16 protein-coding genes are annotated in these 16729 nt (G+C 70.6%); 15 read left to right on the plus strand and 1 reads right to left on the minus strand.

The genetic code is table 11. The annotated features are described in order from the left end of the window. The first annotated feature begins 7 nt into the window (after window positions 1–7). From pgsA to NGB36_RS19765, 15 genes are all read left to right on the plus strand, one after another. Complete coding sequence (pgsA, locus tag NGB36_RS19695) at window positions 8–664, plus strand: phosphatidylinositol phosphate synthase (RefSeq protein ID WP_255921652.1); 657 nt, start codon at window positions 8–10, stop codon at window positions 662–664. Next, window positions 661–1635, plus strand: coding sequence for a phosphatidylinositol mannoside acyltransferase (locus NGB36_RS19700; RefSeq protein WP_255921653.1), 975 nt, complete (start codon window positions 661–663; stop codon window positions 1633–1635). Before pgsA ends, NGB36_RS19700 begins: the two co-directional genes overlap by 4 nt. Further along, the gene (locus NGB36_RS19705; RefSeq protein ID WP_255921654.1) at window positions 1632–2792 is read left to right on the plus strand and encodes a glycosyltransferase family 4 protein; all 1161 of its coding nucleotides are present in this window, start codon (window positions 1632–1634) and stop codon (window positions 2790–2792) included. Before NGB36_RS19700 ends, NGB36_RS19705 begins: the two co-directional genes overlap by 4 nt. A gap of 15 nt (window positions 2793–2807) precedes the next feature. Next, window positions 2808–3401, plus strand: coding sequence for a LemA family protein (locus tag NGB36_RS19710; protein WP_255921655.1), 594 nt, complete (start codon window positions 2808–2810; stop codon window positions 3399–3401). A 179-nt stretch (window positions 3402–3580) separates the two neighbouring features. Next, window positions 3581–4510 (plus strand): pyridoxal 5'-phosphate synthase lyase subunit PdxS, encoded by a 930-nt coding sequence (gene pdxS / locus NGB36_RS19715; protein WP_308288886.1) that lies wholly within the window; start codon window positions 3581–3583, stop codon window positions 4508–4510. 96 nt (window positions 4511–4606) lie between these two features. Next, window positions 4607–5206, plus strand: a complete 600-nt coding sequence (gene pdxT, locus NGB36_RS19720; RefSeq protein ID WP_255921694.1) for a pyridoxal 5'-phosphate synthase glutaminase subunit PdxT — start codon at window positions 4607–4609, stop codon at window positions 5204–5206. Window positions 5207–5292: 86 nt separating this feature from the next. Further along, window positions 5293–6045 (plus strand): YebC/PmpR family DNA-binding transcriptional regulator, encoded by a 753-nt coding sequence (locus tag NGB36_RS19725; protein ID WP_255921657.1) that lies wholly within the window; start codon window positions 5293–5295, stop codon window positions 6043–6045. A gap of 158 nt (window positions 6046–6203) precedes the next feature. Beyond that, window positions 6204–6728 carry a crossover junction endodeoxyribonuclease RuvC gene (gene ruvC, locus NGB36_RS19730; RefSeq protein ID WP_255921658.1) on the plus strand — a complete coding sequence of 175 codons (525 nt, stop codon included), beginning with the start codon at window positions 6204–6206 and terminating at the stop codon, window positions 6726–6728. Window positions 6729–6752: 24 nt separating this feature from the next. Beyond that, the gene (gene ruvA, locus NGB36_RS19735) at window positions 6753–7385 is read left to right on the plus strand and encodes a Holliday junction branch migration protein RuvA (RefSeq protein ID WP_255921659.1); all 633 of its coding nucleotides are present in this window, start codon (window positions 6753–6755) and stop codon (window positions 7383–7385) included. 44 nt (window positions 7386–7429) lie between these two features. Beyond that, window positions 7430–8497: a Holliday junction branch migration DNA helicase RuvB gene (gene ruvB, locus NGB36_RS19740; protein ID WP_255921660.1), complete on the plus strand. Its 1068-nt coding sequence runs from the start codon at window positions 7430–7432 to the stop codon at window positions 8495–8497. A gap of 207 nt (window positions 8498–8704) precedes the next feature. Then, entirely contained in the window at window positions 8705–9154 is a 450-nt protein-coding gene (gene yajC / locus NGB36_RS19745) for a preprotein translocase subunit YajC (RefSeq protein WP_255921661.1), read from the plus strand. A gap of 123 nt (window positions 9155–9277) precedes the next feature. Further along, the gene (gene secD, locus NGB36_RS19750) at window positions 9278–11020 is read left to right on the plus strand and encodes a protein translocase subunit SecD (RefSeq protein WP_255921662.1); all 1743 of its coding nucleotides are present in this window, start codon (window positions 9278–9280) and stop codon (window positions 11018–11020) included. Then, complete coding sequence (gene secF, locus NGB36_RS19755) at window positions 11020–12168, plus strand: protein translocase subunit SecF (protein ID WP_255921663.1); 1149 nt, start codon at window positions 11020–11022, stop codon at window positions 12166–12168. The genes secD and secF overlap by 1 nt, the downstream gene beginning before the upstream one ends. A 19-nt stretch (window positions 12169–12187) precedes the next feature. Continuing rightward, window positions 12188–12748 (plus strand): adenine phosphoribosyltransferase, encoded by a 561-nt coding sequence (locus tag NGB36_RS19760; protein ID WP_255921664.1) that lies wholly within the window; start codon window positions 12188–12190, stop codon window positions 12746–12748. A gap of 239 nt (window positions 12749–12987) precedes the next feature. Beyond that, window positions 12988–15318, plus strand: coding sequence for a RelA/SpoT family protein (locus NGB36_RS19765; RefSeq protein ID WP_255921695.1), 2331 nt, complete (start codon window positions 12988–12990; stop codon window positions 15316–15318). 50 nt (window positions 15319–15368) lie between these two features. On the opposite strand, the gene NGB36_RS19770 is transcribed toward NGB36_RS19765, so the two are convergent. Continuing rightward, window positions 15369–16598 (minus strand): DUF349 domain-containing protein, encoded by a 1230-nt coding sequence (locus NGB36_RS19770; RefSeq protein WP_255921665.1) that lies wholly within the window; start codon window positions 16596–16598, stop codon window positions 15369–15371. Window positions 16599–16729 lie beyond the last annotated feature (131 nt).

Below are 16729 nucleotides of genomic sequence, written 5' to 3' on the forward strand. Positions count from 1 at the left end.
GAAGGCCATGCTGAACAAGTACGCGCGTGCGTTCTTCACGCGTGTTCTGACACCGTTCGCCGCGCTGCTGCTGCGCTTGGGCGTCAGTCCGGACACGGTGACTCTCATCGGTACCGGGGGCGTCGTGGCGGGCGCGCTGGCCTTCTATCCCAGGGGTGAATTCTTCTGGGGCACAGTCGTCATCACGCTGTTCGTCTTCTCCGACCTCGTCGACGGCAACATGGCCCGGCAGATGGGCCGCTCCAGCCGGTGGGGCGCCTTCCTCGACTCCACCCTCGACCGCGTCGCCGACGCGGCGATCTTCGGCGGGCTCGCGCTGTGGTATGCCGGAGGTGGCAAGAACCTCGTTCTGTGCGCCGTGACCCTCTTCTGCCTGGCCAGCGGCCAGGTCGTGTCGTACACCAAGGCACGCGGCGAGGCCATCGGCCTGCCGGTGAACGTCAACGGGCTCGTCGAGCGTGCCGAGCGCCTGGTGATCTCACTCGTCGCCTGCGGCCTGTCCGGACTGCACGCGTTCGGCGTGCCGTACATCGAGGTGCTGCTGCCGATCGCATTGTGGATCGTCGCCGCGGGCAGTCTCGTGACGCTGATCCAACGGGTGGTGACGGTGCGCCGCGAGGCCGCGGAGGCCGACGCGGCCCAGGGGGGAGGGGAGACCGCATGAACGACCGACTCAACGACGCGCTCTACGGAGCCGGGTGGGCCGCCGTCAAGCGGCTGCCCGAGCCGGTCGCGAACGCCCTCGGCCGGACGATGGCCGACATCGTCTGGCGGCAGCGGGGCAAGGGCGTGCGCAGGCTGGAGTCCAACCTGGCGCGCGTCGTCCCCGACGCCACCCCCGAGCAGCTGTCTGCCCTCGCGCGCGCCGGCATGCGCTCCTACCTGCGCTACTGGATGGAGTCGTTCCGGCTGCCCGCCTGGAGCAAGGAGCGCATCCGCACCGGCTTCGAGCCCAAGGACCTGCACCACCTGGAGGAGGGCCTGGCGGCCGGCAAGGGCGTGGTCCTCGCCCTGCCGCACATGGGCAACTACGACCTGGCCGGCGCCTGGGTCACCACCAAGCTCGGCGTGCCCTTCACCACCGTCGCCGAGCGCCTCAAGCCCGAGACGCTCTACGACCGGTTCGTCGCCTACCGCGAGGGCCTCGGCATGGAGGTGCTGCCGCACACCGGCGGCGCCGCCTTCGGCACCCTCGCCCGGCGACTGCGCTCCGGCGGTCTCGTGTGCCTCGTCGCCGACCGGGACCTGTCCGCCTCCGGGATCGAGGTGAAGTTCTTCGGCGAGGCCACCCGGATGCCCGCGGGGCCTGCGATGCTGGCCGTACAGACCGGAGCGCGGCTGCTCCCGGTCACCCTCTGGTACGACGAGACTGCGGTGCTGCGAGGCCGGGTGCACCCGCCCGTCGACCCCCCGCAGATCGGCACCCGCGCCGAGAAGGCGGCCGCGATGACCCAGGCCATGGCCGACGAATTCGCCTCCGGCATCGCCGAGCACCCCGAGCACTGGCACATGCTGCAGCGACTGTGGCTCGCCGACCTCGTGAGCGACGCGCGAGTGGGCGGAGAAGCGAGCGGAGAAGCTGACGCGCGCCCGGACAGCGGGGCGCCGGACGGCCCCGGAACGGAGAAGAGTTGAGGATCGGGATCGTCTGCCCGTACTCCTGGGATGTCCCCGGCGGCGTGCAGTTCCACATCCGTGACCTCGCCGGACACCTGATCGCACTCGGCCACGAGGTGTCGGTGCTCGCCCCCGCCGACGACGACACTCCGCTGCCCCCGTACGTCGTCTCCGCCGGACGCGCCGTTCCCGTCCCGTACAACGGCTCGGTGGCCCGGCTCAACTTCGGTTTCCTCTCCGCCGCGCGGGTGCGCCGCTGGCTGCACGACGGCGCATTCGACGTCCTCCACATCCACGAGCCCGCTTCGCCCTCGCTCGGGCTGCTCGCCTGCTGGGCCGCCTCCGGGCCCATCGTGGCCACCTTCCACACCTCCAACCCCCGCTCCCGGGCCATGATCGCCGCCTATCCGATCCTGCAGCCGGCACTGGAGAAGATCAGCGCCCGCATTGCGGTGAGCGAGTACGCCCGACGCACCCTCGTCGAGCACCTCGGCGGCGACGCGGTCGTGATCCCCAACGGCGTCGACGTCGACTTCTTCCGCAGCGCTGAGCCGAAGCAGGAGTGGCAAGGGGGGACGATCGGCTTCATCGGCCGCATCGACGAGCCGCGCAAGGGCCTGCCCACCCTGATCCGGGCCCTGCCCGAGATCCTGCGCCGCAGGCCCGGCACCCGGCTTCTCGTCGCAGGACGCGGCGACGAGCAGGAGGCCGTCGACGGGCTCGACGAACAAGCCCGCGGCCAGGTCGAGTTCCTCGGCATGGTCAGCGACGAGGACAAGGCGCGGTTGTTGCGCAGCGTCGATGTGTACGCGGCCCCCAACACCGGCGGAGAGAGCTTCGGGATCATCCTGGTGGAGGCGATGTCGGCGGGCGCCCCCGTGCTCGCCAGCGACCTCGACGCGTTCCGCCAGGTGCTCGACGGGGGAGCGGCGGGCGAGCTCTTCCCGGTCGAGGACGCCGACGCCCTCGCCGATGCGGCGGTACGGCTGCTGGACGACCCGGAGCGACTCGCCCGGCTGCGCTCGCTCGGCTCCAAGCACGTGCGCCGCTTCGACTGGAGCACGGTCGGCCGCGACATCCTCGCCGTGTACGAGACGGTCACCGACGGAGCGGCGTCGGTCGCCGCCGACGAGCGGACCGGGCTGCGCGCCCGGTTCGGCCTCGCCCGCGACTGAGTAGCCTTGCCGCCCGTGACCACCACGTTGATCTGGATCGCCGCGGCGGGCGTCGCCGTCGTCCTGCTGGGGCTCTACCTCAGCTGGACCGCGGGACGCCTGGACCGGCTGCATGCGCGCATCGACGCCGCACGCGCCGCGCTCGACGCCCAGCTGCTGCGCCGCGCCTCGGTCGCGCAGGAGCTCGCCACCGCCGGCGTGCTCGACCCCGCCGCGTCCATCCTGCTCTACCAGACGGCGCACGCCGCACGGCAGGCCGAGGACGAGCACCGCGAAGTGGCCGAGAGCGAGCTCAGCCAGGCGCTGCGCGCCGTGTTCGCTGAAGCGGACGCCGTGCAGGCTGTGCGGGACGCCCCCGGCGGCCCCGAGGCGGCGAGCGAGCTGACCGCGGCGGTGCGCAGGACGCCGATGGCGCGGCGGTTCCACAACGACGCGGTGCGCGCGGCGCGGGCCGTGCGGCGCCACTACGTGGTCCGCTGGTTGCGGCTCGCCGGGCACGCACCGTTCCCGCTGGCGTTCGAGATGGACGACGAGCCGCCGCCGGAGCTGCTGGCCGACGGTAGCGACGACGACGGTGGCACCTCAGACGCCGGCAGCGCGGGCCACTGACCTCGGATTGGCCCTTGAACCGGTCCCGTGCATCCGGTTTTGTCAGCTGTGCAGCGGCGGACCGGCCGAAGTGGACCTGACGGCAGGTCCGCCGTGACAATCAGCCGACTCCGTCGCGGGCGTTTCGCACAGCCCTACGATGGGTTCGTAGCACTTATCGCATCGAGTGAGGTCAATCCGTGTCCAGCACGTCCCCCAGCACCACTGCCCCCGCCTCTGGCGAAGCTCCCGTGACCGGCACCGCGCGCGTCAAGCGCGGCATGGCCGAGCAGCTCAAGGGCGGCGTGATCATGGATGTCGTCACGCCGGAGCAGGCGAAGATCGCCGAGGACGCCGGTGCCGTCGCGGTCATGGCTCTCGAGCGCGTCCCTGCGGACATCCGCAAGGACGGGGGCGTGGCCCGCATGTCGGACCCCGACATGATCGAGGGCATCATCAACGCCGTCTCGATCCCCGTGATGGCCAAGTCCCGGATCGGCCACTTCGTCGAGGCCCAGGTGCTGCAGGCGCTCGGCGTCGACTACATCGACGAGTCCGAGGTGCTCACCCCGGCCGACGAGGCCAACCACAGCGACAAGTGGGCGTTCACCACCCCCTTCGTCTGCGGGGCCACCAACCTCGGCGAGGCCCTGCGCCGCATCACCGAGGGCGCGGCGATGATCCGCTCCAAGGGCGAGGCCGGCACCGGCAACGTCGTCGAGGCCGTCCGCCACCTGCGCCAGATCCGCGGGGAGATCAACCGCCTGCGGTCGATGGCGGAGGACGAGCTCTACGTCGCCGCGAAGAACCTCCAGGCCCCGTACGAGCTGGTCAAGGAGGTCGCGACGCTCGGCAAGCTGCCCGTCGTGCTGTTCAGCGCCGGCGGTGTCGCCACGCCGGCCGACGCCGCGCTGATGATGCAGCTGGGCGCCGAGGGCGTCTTCGTCGGCTCCGGCATCTTCAAGTCCGGCGACCCGGCGCAGCGCGCCGCGGCGATCGTGAAGGCGACCACCTTCTACGACGACCCGAAGGTGATCGCGGATGTCTCCCGCGGGCTCGGCGAGGCGATGGTCGGCATCAACTGCGACGACCTGCCCGAGAACCAGCGGTACGCCAACCGCGGCTGGTAAACGCTGTACTCACCCGGTGGGCAGGCCCGCAGGGCCTGCCCACCTGCCGTGAACCGCTTCATTCCCAGAGGTATTCGAGGTACTCCGTTGTCGACGCTGTCGTCCGCCCAACCCACCGTCGGTGTGCTCGCTCTGCAGGGCGATGTGCGCGAGCACCTGGCCGCGCTCGCCGAGGCCGGCGTCCTGGCCCGTCCGGTCCGCCGCCCCGAGGAACTGGAGGAGATCGACGGCCTGGTGATCCCCGGCGGGGAGTCCACCACCATGTCCAAGCTCGCCGTCGCCTTCGGCGTGCTCGACCCGATGCGCGCGCGGATAGGGGCCGGCCTGCCCGCCTACGGCTCCTGCGCCGGCATGATCATGCTTGCCGACAAGATCCTTGACGGCCGGGACGACCAGGAGACGATCGGCGGCATCGACATGACCGTGCGCCGCAACGCCTTCGGGCGGCAGAACGAGTCGTTCGAGGCCGCGGTCGAGATCACGGGCGTCGACGGCGGCCCCGTCGAGGGCGTCTTCATCCGTGCCCCGTGGGTGGAGTCGGTGGGGGCCGACGTCGAGGTGCTCTCGCGGCTTGCCGACGAGACCATCGTGGCCGTCCGCCAGGGCAACCTGCTGGCCACCTCGTTCCACCCCGAGCTCACCGGCGATCACCGGGTCCACCGGCTCTTCGCGGAGATCGTCCGCGACGCTTCGTGAGACGCCTGGCGAACGGGGCGGAGATCGGATCCCGGTAGGATCGCAGGTATTCGTTAGCAAGTTGGTGACGTGAAGGAGACAGGCGGATGTCCGGCCACTCTAAATGGGCTACGACCAAGCACAAGAAGGCCGTGATCGACGCCAAGCGCGGCAAGCTCTTCGCGAAGCTGATCAAGAACATCGAGGTCGCGGCGCGTACCGGCGGCGCCGACCCCGACGGCAACCCGACGCTGTACGACGCCATCCAGAAGGCGAAGAAGAGCTCGGTCCCCAACGACAACATCAACCGTGCGGTCAAGCGCGGTGCGGGACTCGAAGCCGGTGGCGTCGAATACCAGACGATCATGTACGAGGGCTACGGTCCGAACGGCGTCGCGGTGCTCGTCGAGTGCCTCACCGACAACCGCAACCGCGCCGCATCGGAGGTGCGCGTCGCGATGACCCGCAACGGCGGCTCGATGGCCGACCCGGGTTCGGTGTCGTACCTGTTCAACCGCAAGGGTGTCGTGATCGTGCCGAAGAACGGGCTGAGCGAGGACGACGTGCTCGGCGCGGTCCTCGACGCGGGCGCCGAGGAGGTCAACGACCTCGGCGAGGCCTTCGAGGTGCTGAGCGAGGCCACCGACCTGGTCGCGGTGCGCAGCGCGCTTCAGGAGGCCGGGATCGACTACGACTCGGCCGACGCCAACTTCGTCCCGACCATGCAGGTCGAGCTGGACGAGGAGGGCGCACGCAAGATCTTCAAGCTGATCGATGCGCTGGAGGACAGCGACGACGTCCAGAACGTCTTCGCCAACTTCGACGTCCCGGACGAGATCATGGAGAAGGTCGAGGCCTGACGCAGCCTCAACCACCGTACTGCGGTACTGCGGAACCGGGCCGGCAGGGCAACACGCCCTGTCGGCCCGTCCCGTTGTCAGTACAGCTGTCAGAGCCGCCCGATAACCTGCTGGAACAGGTGGACGAGCGGACCAGCGGACGAGAGGGGGTGGAGCGCATGCGGGTACTCGGCGTGGACCCGGGGCTGACCCGGTGCGGTCTCGGGGTGGTCGACGGCGCCCCTGGACGGCCGCTGCGGATGGCGGCCGTGGGCGTGGTGCGCACTGCCGCGGACGACGGGGTCGGCGCGCGCCTCGTCGCCATCGAACGCGGCATAGAGGCATGGCTGGATGAGCACCGCCCCGAAGCGGTAGCGGTGGAAAGGGTGTTCAGCCAGCACAATGTGCGTACGGTGATGGGCACCGCGCAGGCGAGCGCGGTCGCCATCCTGTGCGCCTCGCGCCGCGGCCTGCCCGTACACCTGCACACCCCCAGCGAGGTGAAGGCCGCCGTCACCGGCAGCGGCCGCGCCGACAAGGCACAGGTCGGCGCCATGGTGACGCGGCTGCTCCGGCTCGATGCACCGCCGAAGCCCGCCGACGCCGCCGACGCCCTCGCGCTCGCCATCTGCCACATCTGGCGCGGCACCGCCACCGGCCGCCTCCAGCAGGCGGTCGCCGCACACGCCCACCCCAGGGGCTGAGGAAAGGACCGAGGAGAGCAGCGCATGATCGCGTTCGTCAGCGGGCCCGTCGCCGCACTCGCACCCGACACCGCCGTGATCGAGGTGGGCGGAGTAGGCATGGCCGTCCAGTGCACCCCCGGCACCCTCGCCCGCCTGCGCGTGGGCGAGCGCGCGCGCCTGGCCACCTCCCTCGTCGTCCGTGAGGACTCCCTCACCCTCTACGGCTTCGGCGACGACGACGAACGCCAGGTCTTCGAGCTCCTGCAGACGGCAAGCGGCGTCGGTCCCCGGCTTGCGCAGGCCATGCTCGCCGTCCACTCGCCGGACGCGCTGCGGCTGGCGGTCGCGCGCGACGACGAGAAGGCGCTGACCGCCGTCCCCGGCATCGGCAAGAAGGGCGCCCAGCGCCTCCTGCTCGAACTGAAGGACCGGCTCGGCGCCCCGGCCGGAGCGCCCGCACCGGTCGGATCCCCGGCGGCCGCCGTCACCGTCCCCGCCCAGTGGAGCGACCAATTGCACTCGGCGCTCGTCGGTCTCGGTTACGCACCGCGCGAGGCGGAGGAGGCGGTCGCAGCCGTCACGCCCGAAGCGGATGCCTCCGCCGCCGACGGCGCGTCCCCGAACGTGTCGGCCCTGCTGCGCTCCGCCCTGCGCACCCTGAACCGGACCCGCTGACGCCGCCCCGCACCCGCACCACCCCACCTGAGGAACGGAACCGCATGACCTGGGACGAGACCGGCGAAGCCGTCACCGACCGGCTGGTGGCCGCATCCGCGGACGGCGAGGACCGCGCCGTCGAGGCGGCGCTGCGCCCCAAGGATCTCGGTGAGTTCATCGGCCAGGAACGCGTCAGGGAACAGCTCGACCTCGTGCTGCGCGCGGCCCGCGCCCGCGGCGGCACCGCCGACCACGTGCTGCTCTCCGGCGCTCCCGGCCTCGGCAAGACCACCCTGTCGATGATCATCGCTGCCGAGATGGGTGCCCCCATCCGCATCACCTCGGGCCCGGCCATCCAGCACGCGGGAGACCTCGCCGCGATCCTGTCCTCCCTCACCGAAGGGGAGGTGCTCTTCCTCGACGAGATCCACCGCATGTCGCGGCCGGCCGAGGAGATGCTCTACATGGCGATGGAGGACTTCCGCGTCGATGTCATCGTAGGCAAGGGCCCGGGCGCCACCGCCATCCCGCTCGAACTGCCTCCCTTCACCCTCGTCGGTGCCACCACACGAGCCGGCCTGCTGCCGCCGCCGCTGCGCGACCGCTTCGGCTTCACCGGTCACATGGAGTTCTACGCCCCCGCCGAGCTGGAGCGCGTCATCCACCGCTCCGCAGGACTGCTGGATGTCGACATAGAACCGGACGGCGCCGCCGAGATCGCCGGCCGCTCCCGCGGCACCCCGCGCATCGCCAACCGGCTGCTGCGGCGAGTGCGCGACTACGCCCAGGTCAAGGCCGACGGCTTGATCACCAAGGAGATCGCGGCTCGCGCCCTCGACGTCTACGAGGTCGACCTGCGCGGCCTGGACCGGCTCGACCGCGCCGTGCTCGACGCGCTGCTGCGGCTCTTCGGCGGCGGCCCGGTCGGCCTGTCCACGCTCGCCGTCGCCGTCGGTGAGGAGCGCGAAACGGTGGAGGAGGTGGCCGAGCCGTTCCTGGTGCGCGAGGGACTGCTGGCGCGCACGCCGCGTGGCCGTGTCGCCACGCTCGCGGCATGGGCGCACCTCGGCCTCGTCCCCCCGCGGCACAACGACGCGGGCGGCTCGCAGCAAGGCCTCTTCGGGCCCTGACGGTATCCCGGCCCGCGGCGGGCTCACGCCCGGTCGGCGCGGGGATTCGCCGCTTCCGGAACGCAGGTGTAATGCTGGACGTTGTTTCCGTTGTTGTCGGGGTGCGGGTTCGCCTAGACTCCGCCGATGCCCACCCCTCCCGGGCGGCATCCCCCATCCAAACCTAGGCCGCATGCACGTGGCCCCACGAAGGAATCTCCTCAGGCCGTGAACATCGCCACGCTCCTCCCTTTCATCCTCATCATCGGCGTCATGCTCCTCATGACGCGCTCGGCGAAGAACAAGCAGCGCCAGGCCCAGTCGATGCGCGACCAGATGCAGCCCGGCTCGGGCGTGCGGACGATCGGCGGCATTATCGCCCTCGTCAAGGAGGTCCGTGACACGACGGTCCTGCTGGAAGTCGCTCCCGGCGTGCACTCGATCTACGTCAAGAACGCCATCGCCGCCGTCCTGCCCGAGGAGGAGTACGACCGCCTCGTCAACAACGACGTCCCGCTGACGTTCGACGACGCGCCGGCCGAGGAGCCCGCCGACGAGCCGGCCGAGGCCGCCGCCGGCGAGAACGACGAGCACGCCGTCGCCGACGTCGAGGACGCGGCCGAGAACACCGCGGAGACCGCAGAGCCCGCGAAGAACCGCGCGGACGGCGACAAGTAACACCAGGCTCCGGGGCTAGGCTCTGGAGTTGCCGTCCGGTACGTCGGCACGTCCTCACAACATTCGTGGCCGTCCCGCGGACAATGACATCCGCGGGGCGGTTGGACAGGGAGAAACGAGAAGGTGGCAGCACCCAAGAAGGGGCGCCGGTCTCCGGGGGCCCATGGGCATCCCGGCCGCGCGCTGGCGGTGATCCTGGTGGCACTGGCCGCGCTCGTGGGAGGGATGTTCCTCTCCGGCAACACCAAACCGAGGCTCGGCATCGACCTCGCAGGCGGCACCGAGATCACGCTGACGGCGAAGAGCACGCCGGGCCAGCAGAACGCGGTCAACCCGACCAACATGGACACCGCCAAGAACATCATTCAGCAGCGTGTCAACGGTGTGGGTGTCTCCGAGGCCACGGCACAGGTCCAGGGGAGCAACAACATCATTGTTGACATCCCCAAGGGCACCAACACCGAGCAGGCCGTCAAGCTGGTCGGCACCACCGCGCAGCTGTATTTCCGGCCGGTGCTCACCGAGGCCGCCGGCACGCCGGCCTCCGCGCCCAGCCCCTCGTCATCGCCCTCGCCGAGCAGCTCCCCCTCGGCCTCGTCCGGCGCCAAGGCCCACTCCGGCAGCTCCGCCAAGCCCTCGGCGAGCCCCTCGCCGAGCTCCACCACCCAGGGCCGAGCCGTCACCGGCGCCCTGAAGAGCAGCGCGTCGAGCTCCCCGTCACCCTCGCCCTCCCCGTCGGCGGGCTCGAGCGGCCTGGACCTGTCCATCCCCGCCAATCTGCAGAGCCAGTTCAACGCACTGGACTGCTCCAACGCCGCGCAGCGGGCCAACGCAGGCGAGGGCGCCAGGCCCGGTGACAAGACCATCGGCTGCAGCCAGGACGGCAAGACCAAGTACGTGCTCGGCGCGGCCGCCGTCGCCGGCAAGGACGTCTCCAAGGCACAGGCCGTCTACGACACGCAGACCGGCGCAGGCTGGATCGTCACCCTCAACTTCGACGGAACCGGTTCCAAGCAGTTCACGGACGTCACCGGCGAGCTCGCCAAGCAGCAGTCGCCGAACAACCAGTTCGCGATCGTCCTGGACAACCAGGTCGTCTCCTCGCCGGAGGTCTCCTCGGCGATCACCGGCGGCAGCGCCCAGATCTCCGGCAACTTCACGCAGCAGTCCGCCGAGGACCTCGCCAACGTGCTCTCCTACGGAGCGCTGCCGCTCACCTTCAACACCTCCGACGTCACCACCGTCACCCCGCAGCTCGGCGGCCAGCAGCTGCAGGGCGGCCTGGTCGCCGGCGCCGTCGGCCTGGTCATCGTCGTGCTCTACCTGCTCGCCTACTACCGGGGCCTGAGTTTCGTCGCCGTGGTCAGCCTGATGGTCTCCGCCGCGCTGACGTACAGCATCATGAGCGTGCTCGGCCCGGCGATCGGGTTCGCGCTGGACCTGCCGGCGGTCTCGGGTGCGATCGTGGCGATCGGTATCACCGCCGACTCCTTCATCGTCTACTTCGAACGCATCAGGGACGAGCTACGCCACGGACGCAGCCTCGCCCCCGCCGTCGCACGGGCCTGGCCGCGCGCCCGGCGCACCGTCCTGGTGTCCGACTTCGTCTCCTTCCTCGCCGCGGCCGTGCTGTTCTTCTTCTCCGTCGGCAAGGTGCAGGGCTTCGCGTTCACCCTGGGCCTGACCACCCTGCTCGATGTGGTGGTGGTCTTCTTGTTCACCAAGCCGCTGATGACGATCCTGGCGCAGAGGAAGTTCTACGCCAGCGGCCATCCGTGGTCCGGTCTCGACCCGAAGAGCCTGGGCGTCCAGGCCCCGCTGCGCCGCGTCCGCCGCTCGGCCCGCCCCGAAGTCAAGGAGGCCTGATGTCCCGGCTCGGTAATCTCAGCCACCGACTGCACCGGGGCGAGATCTCGGTCGACTTCGTCGGCAAGCGGAAGTACTGGTACGGGTTCTCGATCCTGGTCACCATCGTCGCCATCGTCGGCCTCGCGGTGAACGGCCTGAACAAGTCCATCGACTTCTCCGGCGGCGCGGTCTTCACCACGCCCAGCACCTCGATCTCGGTCTCCGACGCCCAGTCCAAGACGGAGTCGGTCGCCGGAACCGGTCACGACGTCGTCGTGCAGAAGCTGGGCACCGGCGGCCTGCGGATCCAGATCAGCGGGCTGGACGAGTCGACCGCCGCCCCGATCCAGCAGAAGCTCGCCACCGATCTGGGGATGCCGACCAACTCCATCAACCCCCAGGTCGTCGGACCGACGTGGGGTGCGGAGATCACCCAGAAGGCCGAGTACGGTCTCGGCGTCTTCATGGTGCTGGTGGTGGTCTACCTCGCCATCGCCTTCGAGTGGCGGATGGCACTGGCGGCGCTTGTCGCCCTGATCCACGACATCACCATCACCGTCGGTGTCTACGCGATCGTCGGCTTCGAGGTCTCGCCCGGCACCGTGATGGGCCTGCTCACCATCCTCGGCTACTCCCTCTACGACACCGTCGTCGTCTTCGACGGTCTGAAGGAGACGACCAAGGGCATCACTGCGCAGAGCCGCTACACCTACAGCGAGCTCGCCAACCGCAGCCTGAACCAGACGCTGGTGCGTTCGATCAACACCTCGGTGGTTGCGCTGCTGCCGGTCTCGGCGCTGTTGTTCATCGGCGGCGGGATGCTCGGCGCAGGCATGCTCAACGACATCGCGCTCGCGCTCTTCGTGGGCCTGACCGCCGGGGCGTACTCCTCGATCTTCATCGCCACCCCGATCGTGGCCGGGTTCAAGGAGCGCACCCCGGAGATGGCCGCGCTGCGCAAGCGGGTGCTGGCCAAGCGCGCGGCTGCCGCCAGAGGCGAACAGGAATCGCAGGATGCGGAGGCGGAGGCCTCGGAGAGCGCCCTGGAGGAGGCCGACGGCGAGCCGGTCGACGCCGCCGCCGCGACGGCCGGGGTCGGCGGCCAGCGACGGCAGCCCGCCTCCCGCAACCGCGGCCGCGGCCGCCCGTCCGGCAAGCGCCGCTGAGCGGGACGGGGGGAAGGCCATGACGGCGACGGACATCGCCCATCCCGAGCTGCGCAGCCTGCTGCTCAGCCGGATCCGGGACGTTCCCGACTACCCGCAGCCGGGTGTGGTGTTCAAGGACATCACCCCGCTGCTCGCGGACGCGGCCGCGTTCGGCGCGCTCACCGAGGCGCTCGCCGCGGTGTGCGTGCGCCACGGCGCCGACAAGGTCGTCGGGCTCGAAGCGCGCGGCTTCATCCTCGCCGCACCGGCCGCGGCGCGGGCCGGGATCGGCTTCGTCCCGGTCCGCAAGGCGGGCAAGCTGCCCGGTACGACCCTCACCCAGGTGTACGAGCTGGAATACGGCAGCGCCGAGATCGAGGTGCACCAGGACGCCTTCGCCCCCGGCGACCGCGTGCTCGTCATCGACGACGTGCTCGCCACCGGGGGCACCGCCGAGGCATCGCTGCAGCTGATCAGGCGCGCCGGAGCCGAGGTCGCGGGCGTCGTGGTGTTGCTGGAGCTCGGTTTCCTGGGCGGCAGGAGCCGGATCGCGCCCGCCCTCGCCCAGGCGCCGCTGGAGGCCCTCGTCGCCCTGTGACGCCGCCGGGCCGCCCTGGAGGGCGCGGCACGCGGCAAGCCCCGGCAGATCGATACCATGGGGGTTCCGGCACGTACAGCGCCGGGACCCCCGCTTGAGGAGTGCCCTTGCCAGACGAGGCCCATCCGCTCACCGCCCGGGGCGGGAACGACACGCCGACGGCCGCTCCGGCTCCCTCCGGCACGCCTGCGGACGGCAGCGGCACCCGGCCGCCCTCCGAAGCGCCCGGTGCACGTTCCTTGCGGCCTGCGGCAGGGCCCACGCCGGTCCGCAGCAGTGGTTCCTCCAGCCGTGTACGGGCCCGCCTCGCCCGTCTCGGCGTGCAGCGCTCCTCCCCGTACAACCCGGTGCTGGAGCCCCTGCTGCGGATAGTGCGCAGCAACGACCCGAAGATCGACTCCTCTGGACTGCGGCAGATCGAGCGGGCCTACCAGGTCGCCGAGCGCTGGCACCGCGGCCAGAAGCGCAAGAGCGGCGATCCGTACATCACCCACCCGCTCGCGGTCACCACGATCCTCGCCGAGCTCGGCATGGACCCGGCGACGCTCATGGCGGGCCTGCTCCACGACACCGTCGAGGACACCGAGTACGGCCTCGACACGCTGCGACGCGACTTCGGTGACCAGGTGGCGCTGCTGGTGGACGGCGTCACCAAGCTGGACAAGGTCAAGTTCGGCGAGGCCGCGCAGGCCGAGACGGTCCGCAAGATGGTCGTCGCCATGGCCAAGGACCCGCGCGTCCTGGTCATCAAGCTCGCCGACCGGCTGCACAACATGCGCACCATGCGCTATCTGAAGCGGGAGAAGCAGGAGAAGAAGGCCCGCGAGACCCTGGAGATCTACGCCCCGCTCGCCCACCGGCTGGGCATGAATACCATCAAGTGGGAGCTGGAGGACCTCGCCTTCGCGATCCTCTACCCCAAGATGTACGACGAGATCGTGCGCCTGGTCGCCGAGCGGGCGCCGAAGCGCGACGAGTATCTGGCCGTCGTCACCGACCAGGTCCAGCAGGACCTGCGGGCCGCGCGCATCAAGGCGACGGTCACCGGCCGGCCGAAGCACTACTACAGCGTCTACCAGAAGATGATCGTGCGGGGCCGGGACTTCGCCGAGATCTACGACCTGGTGGGCATCCGCGTCCTCGTCGACACCGTCCGCGACTGCTACGCGGCGCTCGGGACCATCCACGCGCGGTGGAACCCGGTGCCGGGGCGGTTCAAGGACTACATCGCGATGCCCAAGTTCAACATGTACCAGTCGTTGCACACGACGGTCATCGGGCCCAGCGGCAAGCCGGTCGAGATCCAGATCCGCACCTTCGACATGCACCGCCGCGCCGAGTACGGCATCGCCGCGCACTGGAAGTACAAGCAGGAGGCCGTCGCCGGCACTTCCAAGGTGCGCAGCGACAGCCCCAAGTCGGGCAAGGGCGAGGACGCCGTCAACGACATGGCGTGGCTGCGCCAGCTGCTCGACTGGCAGAAGGAGACCGAGGACCCGGGCGAGTTCCTGGAGTCGCTCCGCTTCGACCTGTCCCGCAATGAGGTCTTCGTCTTCACCCCGAAGGGCGATGTGATCGCGCTGCCGGCCGGGGCGACGCCCGTCGACTTCGCCTACGCGGTCCACACCGAGGTCGGCCACCGCACCATCGGCGCGCGCGTCAACGGACGGCTGGTGCCGCTGGAATCGACGCTCGACAACGGCGACCTGGTGGAGGTCTTCACCTCCAAGGCGCCCGGGGCCGCGCCCTCACGCGACTGGTTGGGCTTCGTCAAATCCCCGAGGGCCCGCAACAAGATCCGCGCATGGTTCTCCAAGGAGCGCCGCGAGGAGGCCATCGAGCAGGGCAAGGAAGCCATTGCCCGCGCGATGCGCAAGCAGAACCTGCCCATCCAGCGGGTGCTCACCGGCGACTCGCTCGTCACCCTCGCGCACGAGATGCGCTACCCGGACATATCGGCGCTGTACGCGGCGATCGGCGAGGGGCACATCACCGCGCAGTCGGTGGTCCAGAAGCTCGTCGACGCCCTCGGCGGCGAGGAGGGCGCGACCGAAGACATCGCCGAGGTCACCACCCCGTCGCGCAGCCGCGCCAAGCGCCGTGCCACCGCCGACCCGGGCGTGATCGTCAAGGGCGAGCGGGACGTGTGGGTCAAGCTGTCGCGGTGCTGTACGCCCGTCCCGGGCGATCCGATCATCGGCTTCATCACCCGGGGCAACGGCGTCTCCGTGCACCGCGCGGACTGCGTCAACGTCGACTCGCTCTCCCAGCAGCCCGAGCGGATCATCGAGGTCGAATGGGCGCCCACCCAGTCGTCCGTCTTCCTCGTCGCCATCCAGGTCGAGGCTCTCGACCGCTCGCGTCTGCTCTCCGACGTGACGCGGGTCCTGTCCGACCAGCACGTCAACATCCTCTCGGCCGCCGTGCAGACCTCCCGCGACCGGGTCGCCACCTCGCGCTTCACCTTCGAGATGGGCGATCCCAAGCACCTGGGGCACGTGCTGAAGGCGGTCCGCGGCGTCGAGGGTGTCTATGACGTCTACCGCGTCACCTCCGGCCGCCAGCGCTGACGAGCACGAGGAGGCGCCCGCCTCCTCGTGCTCGTCCTGTGCCGCTGTGCTCAGCCGCCGAACTCCTGCAGACCCTTCAGCGCCTGGTCGAGCAGCGCCTGACGGCCCTCGAGCTCCTTGGCGAGCTTGTCCGCCTTGGCGGCGTTGCCCGCGGCACGCGCCGCGTCGATCTGCGACTGCAGCTTGTCGACGGCGGCCTGCAGCTGGCCGGTGAGCCCCTCGGCGCGCGCCCGCGCCTCCGGGTTGGTGCGGCGCCACTCGGCCTCCTCGGCCTCCTGGATCGCCCGCTCGACCGCGTGCAGCCGGGCCTCGATCTTCGGCCGCGCGTCACGCGGCACATGACCGATGGCCTCCCAGCGCTCGTTGACCGACCGGAAGGCCGCTCGCGCAGCCTTCAGATCGGTCACCGGCAGCAGCTTCTCCGCCTCGGTGACCAGCTCCTCCTTGCGCGTGAGGTTCTCGCGCTGCTCGGAGTCGCGCTCGGCGAAGGCCTCGCCGCGCGCGGCGAAGAAGACGTCCTGGGCGCTGCGGAACCTCGTCCACAGCTCCTCCTCGGCCTCCCTCTGGGCGCGCCCCGCCGCCTTCCACTCCGCCATCAGCTCGCGGTAGCGGGCCGCGGTCGCACCCCACTCGGTGGAACCCGACAGCTCCTCGGCCTCGGCGACCAGCTTCTCCTTCACGCGCCGCGCCTCTTCGCGCTGCGCGTCGAGCGAGGCGAAGTGCGCCTTACGGCGCTTGGAGAACACCGATCGCGCATGGCTGAAACGGTGCCACAGCTCGTCGTCGGTCTTGCGGTCCAGGCGCGGCAGGCTCTTCCACGTGTCGACCAGCGCCCGCAGCCGGTCGCCTGCGGCCCGCCACTGCTCGCTGACGCTCAGCTGCTCGGCCTCGGCGACCAGCTCCTCCTTGGCGTGCCGTGCCTGGTCGCTCGCCTTCGCCTTGGCGGCCTTGCGCTCCTCCCGGCGCGCCTCGACCTCGCCGGTCAGCGCGTCGAGCCGCTTGAGCAGGGCATCCAGGTCGCCGACGGCGTGGGCCTCGGCCACCGACGCCCGCAGATGCTCGATGGCGGTCGTCGCGTCCTTGGCCGACAGGTCGGTCGTGCGCACCCTGCGTTCGAGGAGGCCGATCTCGATGACGAGTCCGTCGTACTTGCGCTTGTAATAAGCCAGCGCCTCCTCGGGAGAGCCCGCCTGCCACGAGCCGACCACCCGCTCACCATCGGATGTCCGCACGTACACGGTCCCCGCCTCGTCGACGCGTCCCCATGGGTCGCTGCTCACAGCGCCTCCTCCACGTGATGCCCCGTCCGCCGCACAGCGCCCGGGCATCGTCCACAGTTTCCTCCGGCCGTGCTGCGCCCTGCGTGGCGACCGGCCGGTCCGACGGTCCGCTGATCGCTGCGGCAGCCGTC

This window comes from Streptomyces humicola, from assembly GCF_024436035.1.
GTDB classification, from domain to species: Bacteria; Actinomycetota; Actinomycetes; order Streptomycetales; family Streptomycetaceae; genus Streptantibioticus_B; species Streptantibioticus_B humicola.